The organism is Sphingobacterium sp. BIGb0116 (assembly GCF_024808035.1).
GTDB lineage: Bacteria > Bacteroidota > Bacteroidia > Sphingobacteriales > Sphingobacteriaceae > Sphingobacterium > Sphingobacterium paramultivorum.
On sequence record NZ_JANUDT010000001.1, the window covers coordinates 1,063,096 to 1,082,767 of the forward strand.

Annotated in this window: 22 protein-coding genes; 10 read left to right on the forward strand and 12 right to left on the reverse strand. The window is 40.5% G+C overall.

Annotated features, from left to right (window positions below; translation table 11 throughout):
* Window positions 1-19: 19 nt before the first annotated feature.
* From M2419_RS04445 to M2419_RS04460, 4 genes are all read right to left on the reverse strand, one after another.
* Window positions 20-3,184 carry an efflux RND transporter permease subunit gene (locus M2419_RS04445; protein WP_182331030.1) on the reverse strand — a complete coding sequence of 1,055 codons (3,165 nt, stop codon included), beginning with the start codon at window positions 3,182-3,184 and terminating at the stop codon, window positions 20-22.
* 36 nt (window positions 3,185-3,220) lie between these two features.
* Complete coding sequence (locus M2419_RS04450) at window positions 3,221-4,357, reverse strand: efflux RND transporter periplasmic adaptor subunit (protein ID WP_153847673.1); 1,137 nt, start codon at window positions 4,355-4,357, stop codon at window positions 3,221-3,223.
* 66 nt (window positions 4,358-4,423) lie between these two features.
* The gene (locus M2419_RS04455) at window positions 4,424-4,951 is read right to left on the reverse strand and encodes a DUF420 domain-containing protein (RefSeq protein WP_153847674.1); all 528 of its coding nucleotides are present in this window, start codon (window positions 4,949-4,951) and stop codon (window positions 4,424-4,426) included.
* 227 nt (window positions 4,952-5,178) lie between these two features.
* A complete protein-coding gene (locus tag M2419_RS04460; RefSeq protein WP_159728141.1) occupies window positions 5,179-5,766 on the reverse strand; it encodes a TetR/AcrR family transcriptional regulator in 588 nt (195 codons plus the stop codon).
* A 378-nt stretch (window positions 5,767-6,144) separates the two neighbouring features.
* On the opposite strand from M2419_RS04460, the gene M2419_RS04465 reads away from it, so the two are divergent.
* From M2419_RS04465 to M2419_RS04485, 6 genes are all read left to right on the forward strand, one after another.
* On the forward strand, window positions 6,145-6,606 hold the full coding sequence (locus tag M2419_RS04465; protein ID WP_259254336.1) for a hypothetical protein: 462 nt from the start codon (window positions 6,145-6,147) through the stop codon (window positions 6,604-6,606).
* A gap of 37 nt (window positions 6,607-6,643) precedes the next feature.
* The gene (locus tag M2419_RS04470) at window positions 6,644-6,961 is read left to right on the forward strand and encodes a DUF3817 domain-containing protein (protein ID WP_259254337.1); all 318 of its coding nucleotides are present in this window, start codon (window positions 6,644-6,646) and stop codon (window positions 6,959-6,961) included.
* On the forward strand, window positions 6,958-8,019 hold the full coding sequence (locus M2419_RS04475) for a cytochrome-c peroxidase (protein WP_259254338.1): 1,062 nt from the start codon (window positions 6,958-6,960) through the stop codon (window positions 8,017-8,019). The genes M2419_RS04470 and M2419_RS04475 overlap by 4 nt, the downstream gene beginning before the upstream one ends.
* A gap of 83 nt (window positions 8,020-8,102) precedes the next feature.
* Window positions 8,103-8,303 carry a hypothetical protein gene (locus M2419_RS27445; RefSeq protein WP_409049500.1) on the forward strand — a complete coding sequence of 67 codons (201 nt, stop codon included), beginning with the start codon at window positions 8,103-8,105 and terminating at the stop codon, window positions 8,301-8,303.
* 4 nt (window positions 8,304-8,307) lie between these two features.
* A complete protein-coding gene (locus M2419_RS27450; protein WP_409049503.1) occupies window positions 8,308-8,508 on the forward strand; it encodes a hypothetical protein in 201 nt (66 codons plus the stop codon).
* Window positions 8,509-8,685, forward strand: coding sequence for a hypothetical protein (locus M2419_RS04485; protein WP_259254339.1), 177 nt, complete (start codon window positions 8,509-8,511; stop codon window positions 8,683-8,685).
* 241 nt (window positions 8,686-8,926) lie between these two features.
* Here the strand turns inward: M2419_RS04485 and M2419_RS04490 are convergent, their stop codons facing one another.
* Window positions 8,927-9,574, reverse strand: a complete 648-nt coding sequence (locus M2419_RS04490) for an Imm19 family immunity protein (RefSeq protein WP_259254340.1) — start codon at window positions 9,572-9,574, stop codon at window positions 8,927-8,929.
* A gap of 393 nt (window positions 9,575-9,967) precedes the next feature.
* Here M2419_RS04490 and M2419_RS04495 point away from each other — a divergent pair, with 393 nt between their 5' ends.
* Complete coding sequence (locus M2419_RS04495; protein WP_182331025.1) at window positions 9,968-10,429, forward strand: VOC family protein; 462 nt, start codon at window positions 9,968-9,970, stop codon at window positions 10,427-10,429.
* A gap of 151 nt (window positions 10,430-10,580) precedes the next feature.
* On the opposite strand, the gene M2419_RS04500 is transcribed toward M2419_RS04495, so the two are convergent.
* Window positions 10,581-12,023, reverse strand: a complete 1,443-nt coding sequence (locus M2419_RS04500; RefSeq protein WP_259254342.1) for a beta-lactamase family protein — start codon at window positions 12,021-12,023, stop codon at window positions 10,581-10,583.
* A 196-nt stretch (window positions 12,024-12,219) separates the two neighbouring features.
* Between M2419_RS04500 and M2419_RS04505 the strand changes: the two genes are divergently transcribed.
* Together M2419_RS04505 and M2419_RS04510 are read left to right on the forward strand one after the other, a co-directional pair.
* Window positions 12,220-13,113, forward strand: a complete 894-nt coding sequence (locus tag M2419_RS04505) for a cyclase family protein (protein ID WP_259254343.1) — start codon at window positions 12,220-12,222, stop codon at window positions 13,111-13,113.
* 44 nt (window positions 13,114-13,157) lie between these two features.
* The gene (locus tag M2419_RS04510) at window positions 13,158-13,523 is read left to right on the forward strand and encodes an SRPBCC domain-containing protein (RefSeq protein ID WP_182331022.1); all 366 of its coding nucleotides are present in this window, start codon (window positions 13,158-13,160) and stop codon (window positions 13,521-13,523) included.
* Window positions 13,524-13,555: 32 nt separating this feature from the next.
* Here M2419_RS04510 and M2419_RS04515 read toward each other — a convergent pair whose 3' ends face one another.
* The 3 genes from M2419_RS04515 to M2419_RS27455 form a co-directional block, all read right to left on the reverse strand.
* The gene (locus M2419_RS04515) at window positions 13,556-14,107 is read right to left on the reverse strand and encodes a putative glycolipid-binding domain-containing protein (protein WP_182331021.1); all 552 of its coding nucleotides are present in this window, start codon (window positions 14,105-14,107) and stop codon (window positions 13,556-13,558) included.
* Window positions 14,108-14,427: 320 nt separating this feature from the next.
* The gene (locus M2419_RS04520; RefSeq protein WP_182331020.1) at window positions 14,428-14,829 is read right to left on the reverse strand and encodes a hypothetical protein; all 402 of its coding nucleotides are present in this window, start codon (window positions 14,827-14,829) and stop codon (window positions 14,428-14,430) included.
* A 120-nt stretch (window positions 14,830-14,949) separates the two neighbouring features.
* Window positions 14,950-15,252, reverse strand: coding sequence for a DUF2314 domain-containing protein (locus tag M2419_RS27455; protein ID WP_182331019.1), 303 nt, complete (start codon window positions 15,250-15,252; stop codon window positions 14,950-14,952).
* Window positions 15,253-15,276: 24 nt separating this feature from the next.
* Here M2419_RS27455 and M2419_RS04525 point away from each other — a divergent pair, with 24 nt between their 5' ends.
* Complete coding sequence (locus tag M2419_RS04525) at window positions 15,277-15,906, forward strand: NTP transferase domain-containing protein (protein WP_259254344.1); 630 nt, start codon at window positions 15,277-15,279, stop codon at window positions 15,904-15,906.
* Here the strand turns inward: M2419_RS04525 and M2419_RS04530 are convergent.
* The 3 genes from M2419_RS04530 to fdhD are packed head-to-tail and all read right to left on the reverse strand — an operon-like array spanning window position 15,903 to window position 19,612.
* Window positions 15,903-18,302: an FdhF/YdeP family oxidoreductase gene (locus M2419_RS04530; protein ID WP_259254345.1), complete on the reverse strand. Its 2,400-nt coding sequence runs from the start codon at window positions 18,300-18,302 to the stop codon at window positions 15,903-15,905. The genes M2419_RS04525 and M2419_RS04530 overlap by 4 nt on opposite strands.
* 42 nt (window positions 18,303-18,344) lie before the next feature.
* A complete protein-coding gene (locus M2419_RS04535; RefSeq protein ID WP_075993700.1) occupies window positions 18,345-18,695 on the reverse strand; it encodes a DUF7009 family protein in 351 nt (116 codons plus the stop codon).
* Window positions 18,692-19,612, reverse strand: coding sequence for a formate dehydrogenase accessory sulfurtransferase FdhD (gene fdhD / locus M2419_RS04540; RefSeq protein ID WP_259254347.1), 921 nt, complete (start codon window positions 19,610-19,612; stop codon window positions 18,692-18,694). The genes M2419_RS04535 and fdhD overlap by 4 nt, the downstream gene beginning before the upstream one ends.
* Window positions 19,613-19,672: the final 60 nt, after the last annotated feature.

The window sequence follows — 19,672 nt, forward strand, 5'->3', positions numbered from 1 at the left end:
ATTGTCTCTTTTATTTGTCTTAAGCTTCTATAGCATGTTGGATCGCTGGTGTTGGTTGCGTTTTCCTACCCGATATTTTCTCCTGCAGAGCCTGAAAAACAACGAACAGCACCGGTATGATAAACAATCCCAGAATGACACCACTGATCATTCCGCCTGCAGCACCTATACTGATCGAATGGTTTCCCATCGCGGACGGTCCAGTGGCCCGCATCATAGGGGAAATACCGGCAACGAATGCGATTGAGGTCATAATAATAGGACGGACACGCAGTTTGGCTGCCTCTAATGCGGCCTGCAACAATGTAAGCCCTGCATGTCTGCGCTGTACCGCAAATTCGACGATCAGGATTGCATTTTTGGCAAGTAGCCCAATCAGCATAATCAGTGCCACTTGGATATAGATATTATTGTCAATGCCTGCAATTCCGATAGCTGCAAAAACGCCTATTATACCTGTTGGAACTGAAAAAACTACGGCCAAAGGAAGGATATAGCTGTTATACTGGGCACACAGCAGGAAATAAACAAATAGTAGAGAGAGCGAAAAAATAATCACGGACTGGCCCCCGGACGAGATCTCTTCCCTAGTCATTCCCGAAAATTCATACGAGTAACCTGATGGCAATACATCAGCTGCGACTTCCCGGACAGCGAGGATAGCGTCACCGGTACTAAAGCCCGCTTTGGGCACAGCATTGACACCGATCGAGTTGAAAAGGTTATATCGTGTAATCACCTCTGGACCAAAGACTCTTTTCAAACTGACCATTGTTTTTACGGGAACCATCTTGCCAGATCTGTTCTTGACATAGACTTCGTTCATCGAAGCCGGATCTGCACGTTCCTGTTTATCGGCCTGTACCATGACCCGATAATACTTACCAAAGCGATTGAAATCGGAAACTTGCGCACTGCCGAAGAAAGATTGCATTGTTCCCAAAACATCTTTTTCATCCACCTCCAATTGTTCGATTTTTTCGTGGTCTAGAATCATCTCGTACTGTGGATAATCTGCACGGAAAGTGGTAAATGCGACAGCTATTTCTTTGCGTTTGCTCAACTCGGCAATAAATTTGTTGGCAATACCACCAAATTTATCCAGCTTGCCGCCGGCTTTGTCCTCGAGGACCAGATCCAGCGCATCCACATTGCTAAATCCAGGAACGGTAGGAAAAGAAAACACAAAGCATTGGGCTCCCTTTATTGTATTGAGCCGTTTTTGAATTTCAGCAATGTTAGCAGAGACATCGTTCATCGATCCACGCTCACCATCCTTTTTCATCCTGAAAAAGGCTACTCCGGATGACGGACTGGTGGAATTTGTCAACACATTGAAACCTGCTACTTCATTGAATGCAAATTTCGCTTTCATATCCCGCACCTTATCGGCCGCCTCATCAAGGACTGCCTGCGTCCTATTCATGGACGAACCCGGGGGAAGATTGACCGAAATTGCAATAAAACCCAAGTCTTCTGACGGTATAAAACCTGTCGGAGTCCGACGAATAAGCCAGCCCGTAATTACAACAACAAGCGCTAACCCAGCGAGACTAGCCCATTTAAACTTGATCAGCTTTTTCACTGCTATAACATACTTAGCTGTTATATTTTCAAAGCCTTTATTGAAAGCGTAGAAAAAACGCTGTTTAAAATTTGTGGGCTCTTCAGCATGACCATGATTGACATCTTTCAACAATAAGGCACATAATGCGGGACTGAGGGTCAAAGCATTCAATGCAGAAATAACAATTGCAATAGCTAAAGTAAAGGCAAACTGACGGTAAAACACACCTGCGGACCCTTTCATAAAGCCAACGGGAAGAAATACTGCTGCCATAACCAAAGTAATCGAGATGATGGCACCAGTAATCTCGTGCATCGCGGACATCGTTGCTTTTTTGGCTGTCATATTTTTATTTTCCAGTTTGGAATGTACTGCCTCAACAACGACAATGGCATCGTCTACGACTATACCTATGGCCAATACGAGTGCAAATAGGGTGAGCAGGTTGATAGAGAACCCGAAGACAGACATAAAGAAAAACGTACCTATAACCGCCACGGGAACTGCAATAGCCGGAATCAGTGTGGACCGGAAATCCTGCAGGAATAGATATACGACTATAAAAACAAGAATAAAGGCTTCCAGAAGTGTATGCTCTACCTGATCAATGGATTGATCAAGCATATCCTTGGTATTGTAGAGTATCTGCTGCTTGATCCCCCGTGGAAAATCTTTTTCAGCTTTTTTCAAAAATTCGGCCACCTTCGTCTGTATTTCTCTCGAATTGGTGCCAGGAAGCTGTATGACCTGGAATAGCACACTTTTTTTATCGTGTACGGTATTTAATGAATTGTAGGTGTAACTGCCCAGTTCCACTTTGGCGACATCTTTAAGTTTGAGCATACTGCCATCTCCATTCGTTCTGATGATCATATTCCCATAGTCCTCGGGTCTAGTATACTTACCCGCATATTTGAGTACATATTCGAAAGATCTGTCGCTTGATTCACCAAACCTTCCCGGTGCCGCTTCCTGATTTTTACTTTTGACGGCGGCCATCACTTCTGTTGGTGTAATGTTGTAAGCGGCCATTTGCGCCGGATTGAGCCATATCCGCATCGAATAATCTCTATTACTGCCGTAAAAAGTGACTTGGCCAACGCCCTGTATACGTTTTAACTCCGGAATGATGTTGATCTGAGCATAATTGGTCAGATATGTTGCATCGTATAGTTCGGGCTTATCACTCATCAAATTAATCGCCATAATAAGCGAATTTTGTACCTTTTGGGTGGTAGTACCGGCCTGGACAACTTCTGGAGGAAGCAATCCCGTAGCAGATGAAACTCGATTCTGTACATTTACAGCGGCCTGGTCGGGATCTGTGCCCAGCTTGAAGTATACGGATATGATGAGTGTACCGTCGTTGCTCGAAGTGGAACTCATATAGGTCATATTTTCTACCCCATTAATGGCTTCCTCCAGCGGTGGCGCTACCGCACGCACCATCGTTTCGGCGTTGGCACCGGGATAATTGGCCGAAACCTGAACCACTGGAGGTGCTATATCCGGAAACTGTTGTATAGGTAGATCCATCAGACCTACCGCGCCAAGAATGACCAGCATGATGGAAACTACAGTAGCGATAACTGGCTTATCAATAAAAATTTTTAACATGGTATAATAGTCTTTAGCATAAGTAAAATAAGGTGACTAGTTGCTCGCCATTTTATCGGATGATATCTCGGGCTTAACAGCCATTCCATCTTTAAGGGACTCCAGCCCTTTTAAAATAAGTCTGTCCCCACTAGTCAGGCCGTTGGAAATGTAATAGCTGTTTCCGGCAGCTCCGGTAACCGTTAATGCAACCTGCCGGGTTTTGTTGTGCTGGTCAACGACATAGGCAAAGAGCTTGTCCTGCATTTCGAACGTAGCTGCCTGGGGTACAGCAACTACACCATGCTGCCTCAGGCCAAGTCTAATACGGCCTGAATTGCCTGAACGAAGCAGACCTTGCCTATTGGGAAAGGTAGCCCTTAGGGTGATTGCTCCAGTAGACCTGTCGAATGCTGCATCAACCATATCAAGCCGACCCGTTACGGAATAATCAGCTCCACCAGAAAGCACCAGATTTACCGCAGCACTGTTCTTTAACTTTTCGTCGATTGAACGACCTTGCAGACCATCCTTAAAGGCGACAAAATCAGCTTCTCCAACAGAAAAATAAGCGTGAACCTCCCTATTGTCGGAAAGATAGGTCAATGACTGGGCATCGGACGGAGCAACAAGACTACCGGTTTTCTTTCCGAGACGGCCGATATAGCCACTTACGGGAGCTTTAATGGTAGTAAAATTTAAGGTGATTTTGGCATTTTCTATTTTTGCCATCGCTTTTCGTTCACCCGCTACCGCTGCGTCATAGCTAGCCTGTGCTGTTTTAAGCTGATAGTTTGATACGACCCGATTATCAACGAGCGCTTTTAGCTTTTCGACTTCAATTTTTGCGGTCTGTACTTCGGCCTGCGCTATGGATAGCTGCGCTTTCGCATCGTTATATGCTTCCCGGTATGGGCGTGAATCGATCAGGAAGAGTGCTTGGCCCTTTTCCACATAGGCACCTTCCTGAACCAAAACCCTTTCCAGGATTCCATTCACCTGGGGGCGGATCTCGACATCAGTAAGCCCCTCTAGCTGTGCAGGATATTCTGTATAAACGACCGTATCGGTCTTGTTTAGAACCAGCACTGGAACCTCAGGAACACTGGGCTCCTGAACAGGTTGATGACCTGGTTTGCAGGAAGAAAATATGATAACTGGAATTGCAATTCCGAGTAACAGATTTTTTTTCATAAAAATTTGATTTGATATAATAGAAATGTGTAAGAATATGAGTGACTGCTGAATTTCTTGAGTTATTCAGTGCTGGTAGTACGGATTAATCAGTAAGTATACGACCACGCCAGTAAAGCTGACATACAACCAGATCGGCATGGTCCACCGGGCAATCTTGCGATGCTGATTAATTCTATTGTTTAGCGCAAAAGCCATGGCTAGGAGCCCAAGAGGCACAATGACGGCTGCCAGCACAACGTGCGTGACCAAAATAAAGTAGTAAATCTCTCGCAATATGCCATCTCCTTTATAACTGGTAGAGGGCATAGAGAAATGATAAAGCAAATAAGAAAACAGGAATAAGGAGGTAAAGGAGAAGGCAAGAAATATTGAACTTCGATGCAGGAGTATGTCTTTACGACGAACTGCAAACAATGCAAATAGTAGCGAAAAGAAGGTTAAACCATTTAAAATTGCATTGAGCATGGGCAGGCTGGAATAATCACAGCCTGCTACCAAGCTTACTTTTGGCATAAAAAAAGTAAGCAGGATTAAACCATTAATAACAATGGTGAGTACCCAGATAAGTAATATAGAATTTCTGTATGGCATTATTTTATAGATATTTTGTGATTGATGACTGAGCTGGTATTCGTGCAAACATGGATAAATATTGATTTCAAGAATTAAACATACTACATGGTATGTTTTTGAATATAAAAAGGTTTTTATTGCGCATGATATTTTTTCAACATACTAATCAGTATGTTTTAATACGTAAAAATTAGATTTTAATAACTCACCAAAACATACTATAAAGTATGTTTTTATAAAAAATTTTACTTCAATGAATCGAGATATTGTCGGAATTCGCTTAAAAATGATACATAATAGGGTTTACCCAATAACTTGCCCATATTTCTGACACCATGGTATAATGTTATGATATGAAGCGCTATCTGTTTGGCATCATGCGAACGCGCTAACTGTCCTGTCTCCTGCCCCCGTATGATCTCAGCTTCGATCGCTCTCTCCCATTTATTCAACGATTTTTTCAACGCTAACCGAAATGCATCATTCAGCGGAGCCATCTCCTGAATGAGATTTACAGCCGGACAGCCATGCTCAACCGTCATAAACGGATGTTTAAAGAGAAGTTTATCCATCATTTTATAAATGTTATCTCTAAAATTTGAGCTTGATGACAGTGAATTTTGAATGTCTGGCCAAATCTCCGTATGCATAGCTTCATCTATCAACGCTATACCCATCTCTTCTTTATTTTTGAAATGATAGTAAAAGGCTCCTTTAGTCACCTGTGTTGTAGCCAGGATGTCATCAATACTTGTCGATTGAAAACCCTGCTTGTATATCAATTCCATTGCTCTTCTGAGAATATCGGATCTTGTTGCCTGTGCTTTTGACATAAACATACCAATTAGTATGTCGCAAATATACACAGCAAATGCACCACTTGTCACCCCCACTTGTCATTCTTAAGTAAAACTGAAAAATTAAAGGAAGTAGTCACTTCATCTCTATTCTTTAGCTATTAAGGGCTAACTGTATGTAAAATGTTTTTGACGGTAAAATGACTCGAGGAAAATCAAAACACTAGATTCTTTTAATATGTTTGCAAACATACTAGTTAGTATGTAATTTTATTTACCTAACACTGAAGCAATTTTTAAGTGAGAAATTTCATCATTTAGGCATTTAGATGAAAACATACTAGTTAGTACTTTTTATAAATTAGGCAAAATAACGAGCCTTGATCTTTTATCTATTATCCATAAAAAAATGTTATGTATTACTTTTTTCTTGTTTGTCATTCAGCTATTCGATGGTTTGTCTTAGGTAGCCTAATTTATGCCATATTCGCTGCGTTCAGGGGATTGAGATTGAAAAAAAAATTCAGTCCCAAGACCAATGCTGTTCGTCACTGGACTGCAACCATTGCCCATATTCAGTTATTAATCGGAATGGCACTTTATATCCAAAGTCCTATTGTCCTAGCTAAAACGACTGACGGGTTGGGTTCGATGGCTAATCCGCATGTTTTCTTCAAATATATCCATATTTCGCTTGCTGTAGTGGCAATCGTGTTGATTACGATCGGTTCAGCTAAAGCCAAACGTATGCAGGAAGACCAAGCCAAATATCAAACCATGCTATGGTGGTTTTCCGCAGCATTACTTATTATACTAATTGCGATTCCATGGCCGTTTTCTCCCCTGGCAGCACGCCCCTATCTACGCTCATTCTAAATCAATTCATTATACGCTACTAATTTTCAACGTGCAAATGTTAAATCAAATTTTTAAAACACCGCTGGGCCGCCTGCGGCTGCTCAGTTATCTGGAAGGTATTTCGCTCCTCATCCTTGTCTTTATTGCGGTACCATTAAAATATTGGGGACAACAGCCCATGCTGGTTAAAGCGCTTGGACCAATCCATGGTATGCTCTTTTTATGGTTTATTATATCAACACTTAGTGTGGGGATCGAAAGGCACTGGAGATTCAGACAAACAACTTGGAAAGTATTACTTGCCTGCCTTATCCCCTTCGGTACATTTTATATCGATAGGCATATTCTCAAACCTATCATGAAGGCTGAATGAATAAGAAAACGATAATCGTAGCTATTATAGCTTTCATAAATTTGATCATTATTTTTGTGGGATACCATATCCGACCTTCTCATTTAAATTATGATACAGCATCCGTAAAGCTAGACTTTACTGTACCGCCCAACTTTCCCATCCCAAATGCTCCATTCGGTCAACAACAGATAACCCCAGCCGGATTCCAACTTGGAAGGCTTCTCTTCTATGATCGGGTGCTTTCCCTAAACAATTCCATTTCGTGCGCAAGCTGCCATCAGGCAGCCGCAGCTTTTTCAGACGAGAATAAGGCGTTGAGTCAAGGGATGAAACAATGTACCGGAACAAGAAATGCTCCGGCACTATTTAATCTTGCCTGGCAAAAGGAATTTATGTGGGATGGACGCATCAAAGAATTGCCACTATCATCTCACAATGCCATTACCAATCCTTGTGAAATCGCCAACAGCATGGCGGGTGCAGTTGACAAACTTCAGTCGAACAGCAAGTATAAAGGATTTTTTAAAGCAGCTTTTGGTTCAACAGCTATAGATTCGACAAAAATGCTGAACGCACTTGCACAGTTTATGACTATGCTGGTATCTGCTAATTCACGTTACGACAAATATACCAGGCATGAAAATGGTGGCATCTTTACGGATAAGGAGAAACAAGGGTATACATTATTTAAAAAAAATTGCAGCGTATGCCACCAGGAACCATTATTCACAGATATGAGTTACCGTAATAACGGGCTAGACCTCATATCGCGAGACGCTGGAAAAAGTAATTCAACACATTTGGTAAGTGATATTGGAAAGTTTCGTGTGCCCTCACTCCGAAATATTGAAGTCACGGCGCCCTATATGCATGATGGAAGACTCGGAACACTGGAAGAGGTGCTAGACCATTATGCTGAAGGCATAAAGCAGCATTCTAATCTAGATGGGGAGTTACAACAAAATGGCAAAATAGGCATTACGCTTTCTGCTAGTGAAAGAAGCAAAATTATAGCTTTTTTAAAAACGTTAACAGACAATGACTTTTTAACCGATCCAAGATTTCAACGGCCATGAACAGATAAGATTAGGATAAATATCGATAGCACTTTTAAGCATCTTTCTATTCGGCACATACTGACGATTTAATTAAAAACTGGATGAGAAATCGCAATACAATTGAACTCTTAGGTTTTTGGGAAAGTATATATAATCCCAATTTTAAACCCGTCGAATTCGACGGGTTTAGAAAACAAGCTGGTCTCAATAGTTTTGTGATGACTCCCAAACGCTGGATAGAAAATACCAATGCAATTGGTATAATTTCTAAAGCTGGGAGATACGGGAACTTTTGCTCATAAGGACATAGCACTAGAATTCGCTTCCTGGATTTCAATCGAGTTTAAACTTTATATAATAAAGGAGTTTCAACGTTTAAAAGACGATGAAAACAATCGTTTGAAATTAAACTGGGACTTACAGAGGACACTAGCAAAAGTAAATTATCACATTCATACTGATGCAATAAAGGAAAATCTCATTCCAGCAGAAATTACAAAACAGTAAGTGAGTTTCGTTTATGCAAATGAAGCCGATCTGCTCAATGTTGCACTATTTGGAATGACCGCTAAGGAATGGAGAGATGCAAATCCTGATAAGAAAGGCAATATCCGGGACTACGCGGTTATAGAACAGTTGGTCGTGCTAAGCAACATGGAAAGTATAAACGCGTTATTAATTTAACAAGGAGTACCACAAAATGAACGGCTTATGCAACTGAATAAAGTAGCGGTGACACAAATGAAGTCGCTCGTAGAAAATAAGGCCGTTAAAAAATTGAAATAGTACGTCGCTATGATGAGCCAAGGTAGCTCTGACAGCATCCATTATGGACTTTAGTAGCTAACAACAGGTCAATAGTCGATCCAACATAAATCATCATTGCCTATTTCCTGCTCGCAAAAAGGAGTTGCAATTTTGAATTTCACAATTTTTTCAAGACTTTATTTAATTCAATTACGTTTTCTCGATATCTTGGATATTTTCGAATATTTCGAACACTATGATTTTGATTATTTACGGTACCCACTTCATCGAATTCAAAAAAGAGCTCGTCAATTAAAAGTCCGTTTAATATACAACTAGAAATATATTCTGCATTTTGTTCAAACTTTGGTATTGCTTTTAAATGGTCATGTATAATCTGCTTCGCATTGTCTTTTTGATGTTGTTCAATTGCCGTCATTGGTAACATAAGCAGAAATAAATGTTCAAACTGCCGGAGTGATAAAAGTTCATCCCAAGTTAGAAACCATGCTTCAAAATGTCCTCCCAAATTTCCAAAGTAAATGTCGTTAAGAAAAAATATAATTTCATGATCTTGAAATTCAATTAAGAAAGTTATATCTTCCACTAAATTTCCTCCGATAAATTTTAAAGATTCTCCATCTTTATCTATCGAAAAAAATTGTTCTTCCCATTCAGCTAATTTTTCTTTGTCAATTCCGATTACTTCTAGTGCTTCGTCAATGTTGATCTCGTTGATGTCATCGTACCCATTGAACCATTTAATATACGTATACCAAAAGAACGTATTGTCTTCTAAGTTGTTTAGTGTAATTTGTCTATCCATATTTAGCTACTGCTATTTAAAATTAGTCAGACAAGCCAATTTATTATACTACCTCCCCTTCAGCTAATATAGTTGAAATATCTTTTGGTTACCCCCCATAAATTTTATTATTTTATCCATCAAACTTGAGGTACTTCCCGCAGTTTGATCCCGGGCGAAAAATCCGCTTTCAAAATATCTTGTTCGAAAAATTATCCTGTCTATCAGACTATCAACGCGATGCAATGCGTTAGATATGCAATTCTATTTCTTATCCTATGCTAAGTCGACCGAAGAACAAATCTTTTAAATTTATAAGACTGCAAATGATCAAAATCCAGATAAAATGGAACAGAGGGTTATCAAATGTAGACTATACTGAAAAAGAAAAAAATAACCAAAAAATATAAAGCTATGCAAAAGATAATTCCAAACCTTTGGTTTGACAGCAACGCACAGGAAGCCGCGGAATACTACCTTTCGGTTTTCAAAAATGGAAAAATAATCAATATTACGTATTACCCGAATTCGGAAGCCGAAGGACTGGCTGATTTCCAGAAGGATTTTGCCGGAAAGGTGCTTACCGTTGAGTTTGAGATTCTTGGAATGCGTCTCATCGGGATCAATGCCGGCCCGATATTCAAATTTAACGAGGCTATTTCCCTGATGATCCCATGTAAAGACCAGACTGAAATAGACTACTATTGGGAAGCACTTACATCGGGTGGAGGACAGGAGAGCGTTTGCGGGTGGCTGAAAGACAAATACGGATTAAGCTGGCAGGTTTGTCCTGAAAACTGGGCGGAACTCAACAAAAGACCAGGCGCATTCAAAAAAATTATGGGCATGAAAAAGATCATTATTGCCGATTTCTAAAACTAGGTAACGACAAAGTCCATATTCAAACACTGGTGTAAACTCGAAAAAATAAACGTACCGGCAACGCAGCAATGGCCGCTAGGTTTCAATCATAGACCGAGGCCTTCTTAAAAATTTGAAAATGCGTCTCTGATTATTGCGCAAGCCATTATCTTTCAATAGGAGATTGGTCTAGGTAATTTTCAAATATCGAAAATCCGACAGCAGTAACATCCAAGGCAACATTGGACAGAATAATAATTGCTTTTTGAGATTTATCATCAAATGCCACAAAAGACCTAAATCCACCTGTACCTCCAGAATGATGAAATATCGCCTTACTTCCAGCCTTTTTAACACGCCAACCCAATGCCATAGTTTGATCCTTATCTGCAAAAGTCAGCTGATGTGTCAAATGAATGGCCTTTGTCAGTTTATTTTTGAAGCCTAACTGTGCCTTCATAAAAATAATCATATCGTCCAATGTAGATCTTATGGCACCAGACCCCGCCAAAGATCCCAAGTGCCAATACGACGTTGGCCTACCTTTTTCATCGTATCCTTGTACCACGTCGGTATCCCCTAGTGATGTATTTTTCATTCCCAAGGGCAAACAAATATTATCAATGACCAATTGTCCAAAACTTTTGTTACTATGACGTTCTAATGCTACACCTAAAACCCCAGCGCCTAAATTTGAATAAGAAAATCTGACTCCGGTCTGAGACGAAACATGATAATTTTTAAGGAAATGGAAGAGTGAATCAACCTTATAATGACTATAAGGATCTGACGGAACGGCATTAGTCGTAAAAATATTATCCGGGAGCCGAGGAAATCCAGCGGTATGATTTGATAATTGCACAAGTGTGATCGGATGACCATCCCATGCTAAACGAGGAATGGAATCGGGCAGGTATTTACTGATCGGATCCTCTAATTGCATATTGCCTTCAACTACTTCTTTTGCCAATAAAAGTGAGGTGAAAATTTTTGTAACTGACCCAATCTCAAAAATACTTTTGGAAGCATCTGGAAGTTGTTTACTTGTCTTAGCAATAGCTCCATAACTATATTTTCTTTGTCGCTTTCCATCAATTACCGCTAACATAATACCTGTGGCAGCACCCTTTTGAATATAAGGCCTGACGATTTTTTCCACCAGCAAATCTATGGAGTCTTTTAACGGATTATTACTTTCTGCTTTGAAATTCTTATTTTCTATGAAAAATGGCAGTTCCTTAAAATTCATCCTTAGAACCTGTTTCTCATTATCAAGCAGAACAGAAAATAATTGTTCGGAGTTTTCAAATTGAATGGTATAATTATACCCGTTTTTAGTAGAATCAACAAAAGAAAAATATTGCATCATGCCCACATTTGCCACAAACTTCCGCATTCCCAACGAAAACTTTTCTTTTGAAATTTTAGATTGATAAGTGGCGGACGATTGCCCGTAAATCTCGTCTGATTTTTTTTCATTAAAAAGTCTTTGAAACTCCTCCATAAAATAATTGTAATCGGCACGAGTAGCCTGGGCAGGTAAGTACCGTACCGAGAACAGCAATAAAACCAGGAGACTGTAAAATCTATAATTTGGTTTAATTTTCATTTTTGTGTATTTCGGGTATGTTTAACAAATTTAATATATCCAATTGAAGAATCTTTACTATTTTCATTAATAAGATTTTATCTACATTGTCAAGAATATGCATCAATTATTGAATTTTTAAAATATAAAATTTGGAAGATAATCGATCACATTATTTAATTAAAATTATTACACCATAGTAAAATTGAAATCATTTATGAAAAAAAGAGTGAAATTTGACTTCGAGATATTCTTTACGAACGGCGGTAGTATCAAAGGGGAAGATTTCAGATTAGATATATCTGGAGACGATATCATTGACAGTGCCCTGGCGGACTACATCGTTGAAGATATGCAGTTGCTCATGGTAGGTAAAGTTAATATCCTTAACAAAGAAATCCTCATTGAACCCCATAAACGTAAGCCAATTGATGAAAGTGTAGCGGAAGATTTCTTAATAGATTTAAGTCATACAATAGAGGATGGCCTGATCACTTACAAGGGGCTACCCGCACCGATTATTTGCGACTATCTCTCCAGGGAACAATCAAAACAGAACTATGATAGCGATACATCTTTTCAGATTGGAAAAATAGAGATGGTCACTAACACCGGAACTTATATCGATTGTCCATTTCATAGATTTGCGGATGGCAAAGACACAGCTCAAACAGTATTAAAAGATTTTGCGCAGCTGGATGCTGTGATGATCCATATACCATTTACAGAAACCCTGAAAATTACAGAAGATCATCTTAAAAATAGAGAAATCAGGAATAAGGCTGTATTAATACAGACCGGCTGGGATAAACATTGGAATACGGAGCTATATTATCAGAACCATCCGTTTCTTACCGAACAGGCGGCAATGTATCTTCGGGACTGTAAAGTTAAACTTGTAGGTATTGATTCCCATAATATAGATGACACGGATGGCAGAACAAGACCTGTTCATACGGTGCTATTGGGTGCCGGGATTTTAATCGTTGAACATCTCTGCAATTTGAATAAATTACCGGCTGAGAATTTTACGTTTACAGCCGCTCCACCAAAATTTAAAGGTGTGGGGACTTTTCCGGTCAGGGCATTTGCTTCTGTTGAAAAGAAATAATTATATTCAAATACGAAATCACCTTTAACAAGAAACACAATTACATGAAAAATAACGTAGGATTAACAAAAGATGCAGGCTGGCAGTTCGGAATCAGAAAAACTATGCTAGCAAACCTGGAAACACTGTGGAATGTCTTTTTTTCAGACCGGGGATTAAGTTATTGGTCTGAAGGTGTAGACCAGGGTTTTTCAACTTTTAATAAATATTCACATATCCGGACAAAGTGGAGGCACAAAGATTTCACAGAAGACGCCAATTTACAGATCAGATTTATTCCTTCGAAAAATCAAGATAAAACAACAATTTCATTTCATGTTGATAAATTAAAAAATGAAAGCCAGCGTGAAGTGACGAAAGCATATTGGTCAAAAGTGATTGAAGATCTGAAGCTGTTGCTGGATTCTTAGGGCCCACGTGAATAAGGATTATTTTATCTTCCCTAATCTTCCAAAACTAATTCAAATAGACCTGGATAGCTCTTTACAATGCCTTTCTGATCTACTGTGATCGACGAGGAAAATACGGTATCAAGATTGTCATACAGATATTCATCCTTCTTCTTTCTGCTATAAAGCTGTTTGACTGGCTTTATTTCATTTTCAAGAATGTTGATGTATATGACATCAATAGACTTTGATTGCCCTATATCCAGTAACAAATTATTGATTGGCAATGTATTTGTAAAAGGTGTAACCGAAATATCGATAAAGAGAAATTCATTGAACTCCGGTCTAGGAATTCCATTGATCGACCATAAACCTGCAGCATTTGTCCCGATAATTAAATTTTTGTGCCCTTCAATTTCTGTTTTTATTTCAAATTCCTGTATGCACCAATTTCTGTCTATTTTTAAAACATAATCTACATTATAAATACGGTTTAAATAGTTGCCAATGATAGACGATTTTACATAATAGGCATCATTTTTCAGTTCTATCGTGCAATCTTCCCAGGATTTATAAACCAAGCCTCTCCAGATAATCTTTCTCATTTCGATCTATGAATTACAGTTTGCGGTCTTATTTCTGAACATTTCTTTGAATGATTTTTTGAGATGGATTCCCTTTCCCAATACCATTCCGAAACGGTTCTAAAAGTCATTTATGTAATTAAGCAGTTATTGTACCAGTTATTTCTCAAATATAAATAAAAGGTGAATGTTATATAAATACCGGCCTTTAAGGTAAAATTTACTTTTATATAATTGTATATCCGTTCGTATTGTCATGATTGCGACTGAAGATCCGATGCCCATATTTGCAATTATCTTCTTGACTCCTGCCCCGCATTCATCTGAAAAGTTAATAGACTCTATTGATCGTTAGATCGAACTAACCTCTTATTCTCGTTACCGTCATTTGGGGAAGCGTTCTCCCATTTCATTTCCTTCGTATTCAATTTTTTTATCAGATACTGTTCTGTATATATCTTGCGTTCATCGTAGAGCGTCACCAAAGTCTTATCATTACTTAATACATAGGTTCTGTAAATAGTAGTATCTCGATTTGAAAGCGCATCGTAGATATTCTTAATACAGGTCATATCTGAGTTGAATTTGTATGTAACGGAACCATCTACGGCCATTTTAGGATCATCATTTGCCACGGTCCATTTACCGATAAGGTTATCAATGGCTATCTTTTCATCTTTTTTGCAAGAGCTAAGAACGACAATAATGATGGCTGGAAGTAGGATTCTGCAATTTATTTTCATAACTTCTTGGTTATTTATTATTGATATATCAACAATACGAGTGAATTTGATAATCTGCTACAGTAATACTTAAAATCTTGATCCCGTCCATGTAAATACATTTTACAAGACAACTTGATCCTAATCATTACATGTCCCATCATCAAAAGCAGGTCTATAATTTAAATTAGTCATTGTTTTTAGTGATAACGAATAGTAGATGGCACGGATCGTATAACCTCCTCGTAATACTCCCTTCTCTAAATACATCCAATCTGATATTTTTTGGTTATCAATCCTTACGGTATCGCCAAGAGCGACCTCTTTCGTAGAGACCGGACTGTTAGAGACAACGCCGGTAAAGTCGGGATTGACTAGCGTTGAAAACAGCCTGAGATAGTTGATGGGAATGTTTCCAATTTGCGTTGAAATACGTAACTTCAATACAACTGATCCATTGAATACAACATGATAGTTCCGAATGATAATCGCTTACCTCCATTAAACGGCCTGGTACTTATCGGCGGCAACAGCCAACGCATGGGAAGTGCGAAAGAAAAGATGCATTGGCATGGCAAAGAACAGGTCTATCATTTGGCCGATATGTTAGGGAATTATTGCGATGAGGTATACATTTCCTGTCGTGTAGAACAGTTTGATGAAATAGCGGACGGCAAGGAGATGACTTCAACCTACGCATGGATTTCCGATCGTTATACAGACATTGGTCCTATGGGTGGAATGCTGACTGCTTTTGAATTTCGGCCCGATCGAGCCTGGTTGGTTGTGGCCTGTGATTTACCTCTGGTCGACCCCGAGGCTATCGCCTATTTAATACAACATCGCGATCCTCGAAGGATCGCCACCGCATTTAAAAGCCAACAGGACAGCTTGCCCGAGCCATTGTTCGCAATATGGGAACCCAGTAGTCTGCCCGTACTCCGGCAGATGCAGGCTCAACATAAACTTTCTCCACGCCGGGCATTGATACAACATCAGGCCCTATGTATTGAAGCCCCGGATGTCAATACCCTTGTCAATGTCAATACCCCTGCCGAGGCCGACAGTGTAAAAGCCATGATCAACAACAAAGATTAAGGTCGTTGAAGTGCGCCACGGTAGAGCATTTCATCCACTTTCTTGTATACCTCAGGGTCATGTCGTTTTATTTTAATCTTCACATATTTGGAAGCTGGCATATTGCTTTCTTTTACGACATTGTTGACTGAAACCAAAACATTCGTCTCGGGGAAATAGGTTACCGTATTTTTTTCAGGAATGGCGTAGGAAACGATCAAAAATAAGGGAGCTACGCGTTCTATACCATCATCGTAATTATACAGATCGACTTTGTCTCCGGCCTTAAAACCAGCTTTATCAATATCTTTCTGATTCATAAACACCACACGTCGCTCATTTTTTATACCCCGATAGCGGTCGTCGAGTCCATAGATAGTGGTATTGAACTGATCATGGGTTCGCGTTGTCGCCATCATATATTCATCGTCATCCAGATGGTTTTCGGGGATATCCGTTAATGTGAAAGGTGCTAGCCCTCCGAGTTCATGCGAAAAAGATTGTGCATCACGGGCGCCATTCGGTAGATAGAATCCATCGCGCTGACGGACCCTCACATTGTAATTCTCAAAACCGGGAATACATTGCTCAATTGCATCACGTACCGCGTCGTAGCTGTCATGATAACGTTTCCAGTCGACTACCGACCGATCTCCTAAAGTTGCCATTGCCATCCGGCAAACGATCTGTGTTTCGTTGACCAGATTTTTAGAAACAGCATCCAATACCCCTTTAGAGGATTGAACCACACCCATGGAGTTTTCCGTGCTGATGATCTGAACTTCACCGTTCACAATATCCTTGTCACTGCGTCCGTAAGTCGGTAGGATAAGCGCCTCCTTGCCATGGATCAGATGGCCACGGTTTAATTTGGTGGACACAGCGACCAATAAATTCAGCTTCCGAAGTGCATTTGCCGTAAATGTTGTGTCGGGTGTGGCGGACACAAAATTGCCGCCCATGCAAAACAGGAATTTGATTTTTTCAGCGTGCATCGCTTTAATTGCACGCACTACATCATAACCATGTTCACGGGGTGGATTAAAGCCAAAATACTGCTGCAGCCTATCTAACTGCTCGTCGGTAGGTTTTTCATCGATAAGCATAGTACGGTTTCCTTGTACATTACTGTGCCCCCGAACGGGACAGACACCGCCCCCTTTAATACCGATACTTCCTTTCATCAACAAGATATTGAGGATCTCGCGAATCATATCAACACCGTTGGGCTGCTGGGTGAGGCCCATGCCCCAGCAAAAGATAATTTTATTTCTGTAAGCGAGCAGTTCAGCCGCTTTTTGCATATCGGGAATTGCAATGCCACTTAGCTGGCTCAGATGCTCCAGATTATAGTCCGCTTTGCTGAATTGCGCCAAAAAGTCCGAGTAGCCCGTTGTCTTGCTGTTAATAAAATCGGAATGAATAACCAGGCCCGGATTTTTAGCTTCGAGGTCCAGTAAAATAAGTTCCAGTGCTTTTAAGAGTGCCATATCGCCATTGATCTTCACGGGAAGATAAAGGTCGGCCAAACTCACCCCTTTGCCGATGATCCCATTGAACTGCTGCGGATTATGAAACCCCATTAATCCAGCTTCGGGCAGCGGGTTGATAGCAATGATTTTGGCTCCATTCTTTTTTGCCTTTTCCAGCGCACTCATCATACGAGGTGCATTTGTCCCTGGATTGTGACCGATGATAACGATAAGCTCGCTTTCATAAAAATCGTCCAGTTTGACTGTGCCTTTACCGATTCCAATGGTGGGGCGAAGTGCCGAACCGGAGGTTTCGTGGCACATGTTAGAGCAATCCGGCATATTGTTGGTACCAAATTCTTTGGCAAATAATTGGTAGACAAATGAAGCCTCATTGGACGTACGGCCTGAAGTATAAAAGGCGGCCTGATGCGGCGATTCCAGCGCATTGAGCTGTTCGGCGATTTTTTGAAAAGCACCTTCCCAGCTGATCGGTTCATAATGTGTTCCTCCCGGGCGCAGATACATCGGATCTGTCAGCCGCCCCATCTTACCTATTTCATAGTCGCTGAGCTGTGAGAGATCGTACACTGAATTGTTCTTAAAAAACTCTGGGGTGACTCTTTTTGTTGTAGCTTCTTCTGCCAGTGCTTTTGCGCCATTTTCACAGTACTCACCGACTGGCGAACGCTCATCGTCTGGATCAGGCCAAGCGCAACTCGGGCAGTCGAAGCCGCCTACCTGATTCATTTTGAACAGCGCCTTGGTGCCCCGGATAAGCGTTTTCTCTTCTATAAGATCGGCAAATGCCGCCAATACAGCCGGAACTCCAGCCGCAGATTTTTCTACGGGTGTCAATTTCAGATCCAAGAGCTTATAAGGATTTTCTGCCTGTGGCTCCTTCTTGATTGATTGCTCCATTTTTTGCTTATTGTTCTCTTCCATAACATAAGATTTTGGGACAGTTCACACTATTTTTCTATGTGCTTAGCATTTAAGATTGGGATTCGGAAAGTTGTCGCTCTGATCCTCCAGGGTATTGTCGATGCAGGCAAAATCCTTTTCCACGAGAATTTTAACTGGTCCCGACTGCCCGTCGAAACCTATCCGCTCTGTCGCCACCAATTCCTTTACCATATTGGCAGACAGTCCAATTACAATTTCATTTTCAACAAAAGAAGCAATGAGTTCTTCAGTATCCGTTTGCAGGATGCGGTATACAAAGGGCTGGTTGATGAATTCGGTTCGGGAGGCTACTTCGCCTGTATTGCCCAATTTATCAATTTCGGACATCGTCAATCGCAGTCTAACGGAATTATCTTTAATCCTTATTTTCATCTTTCTATTTTTTGATCTAATGCTGTCGGGTAGTCGAGCATCCCCGCTAATCCTTCTATTTTAACATGGTCTGCCAGGTTATAGATATTACATCTATGGTCGCGTAAAAAACCAAATAAAGTGATATCGAATTCCTTGGCCAATTCAACCGCTAGACTTGATGGCGCACCGATTGCTGCAATAATCTGTATCCCGGCCATGGCTGCCTTTTGTACCAATTCAAAACTCGCCCGGCCACTCAAAACCAGGATATGTTTTTGCAACGGCAACAAATTGGCGGACAATGCGTGCCCCACAAGTTTATCAAGTGCATTATGCCGTCCTACATCTTCCCGCAAAGCGATGAGCTGTCCCTGTAAATTGAATAGACCCGCAGCATGTATACCGCCGGTGGCTGAGAAATTTCCCTGTGCGGCACGGAGCAGATCCGGCAAGCGATAGAGTATATCTAATGCTATCGAACAGGATATAGGCGCAAGATCCTTGAAAATACTAACAGTTTTGATTGCTGCGATGGAACCTTTTCCACAAACACCGCAACTTGAAGTGGTGTAAAAATTTCGGTCCAAAGCGCTTGTTATGGGGGTAAATCCGTCGTTCAGTCTCACAATAACGACATTGTCGTTATTTCTTGTGCAGGGCGCTTCCAAACGATCCACAGCTGTTACCTGGCTAATAACAGAAATAAAACCTTCTGTAAATAGAAACCCTATAGCAAGTTCTGCATCATGGCCAGGTGTCCGCATCGTGACCGAAATATTTTTATATTCGGCCTTTCCGTCAACTGACGTACATATTCTGATCTCCAGCGGTTCTTCGACCGATATGCTATCCATGACATGTGCTGGGATACAATCCGTCACTTTGACAAGGTCAATCTGTTTTAAGGTCGTATTGAGCAGTGCGTTGGATTCCATGGTTTCTAGTTCACATAGATTAAATATACTAAATTTATGGTGCTTACTTTAATGCATTCT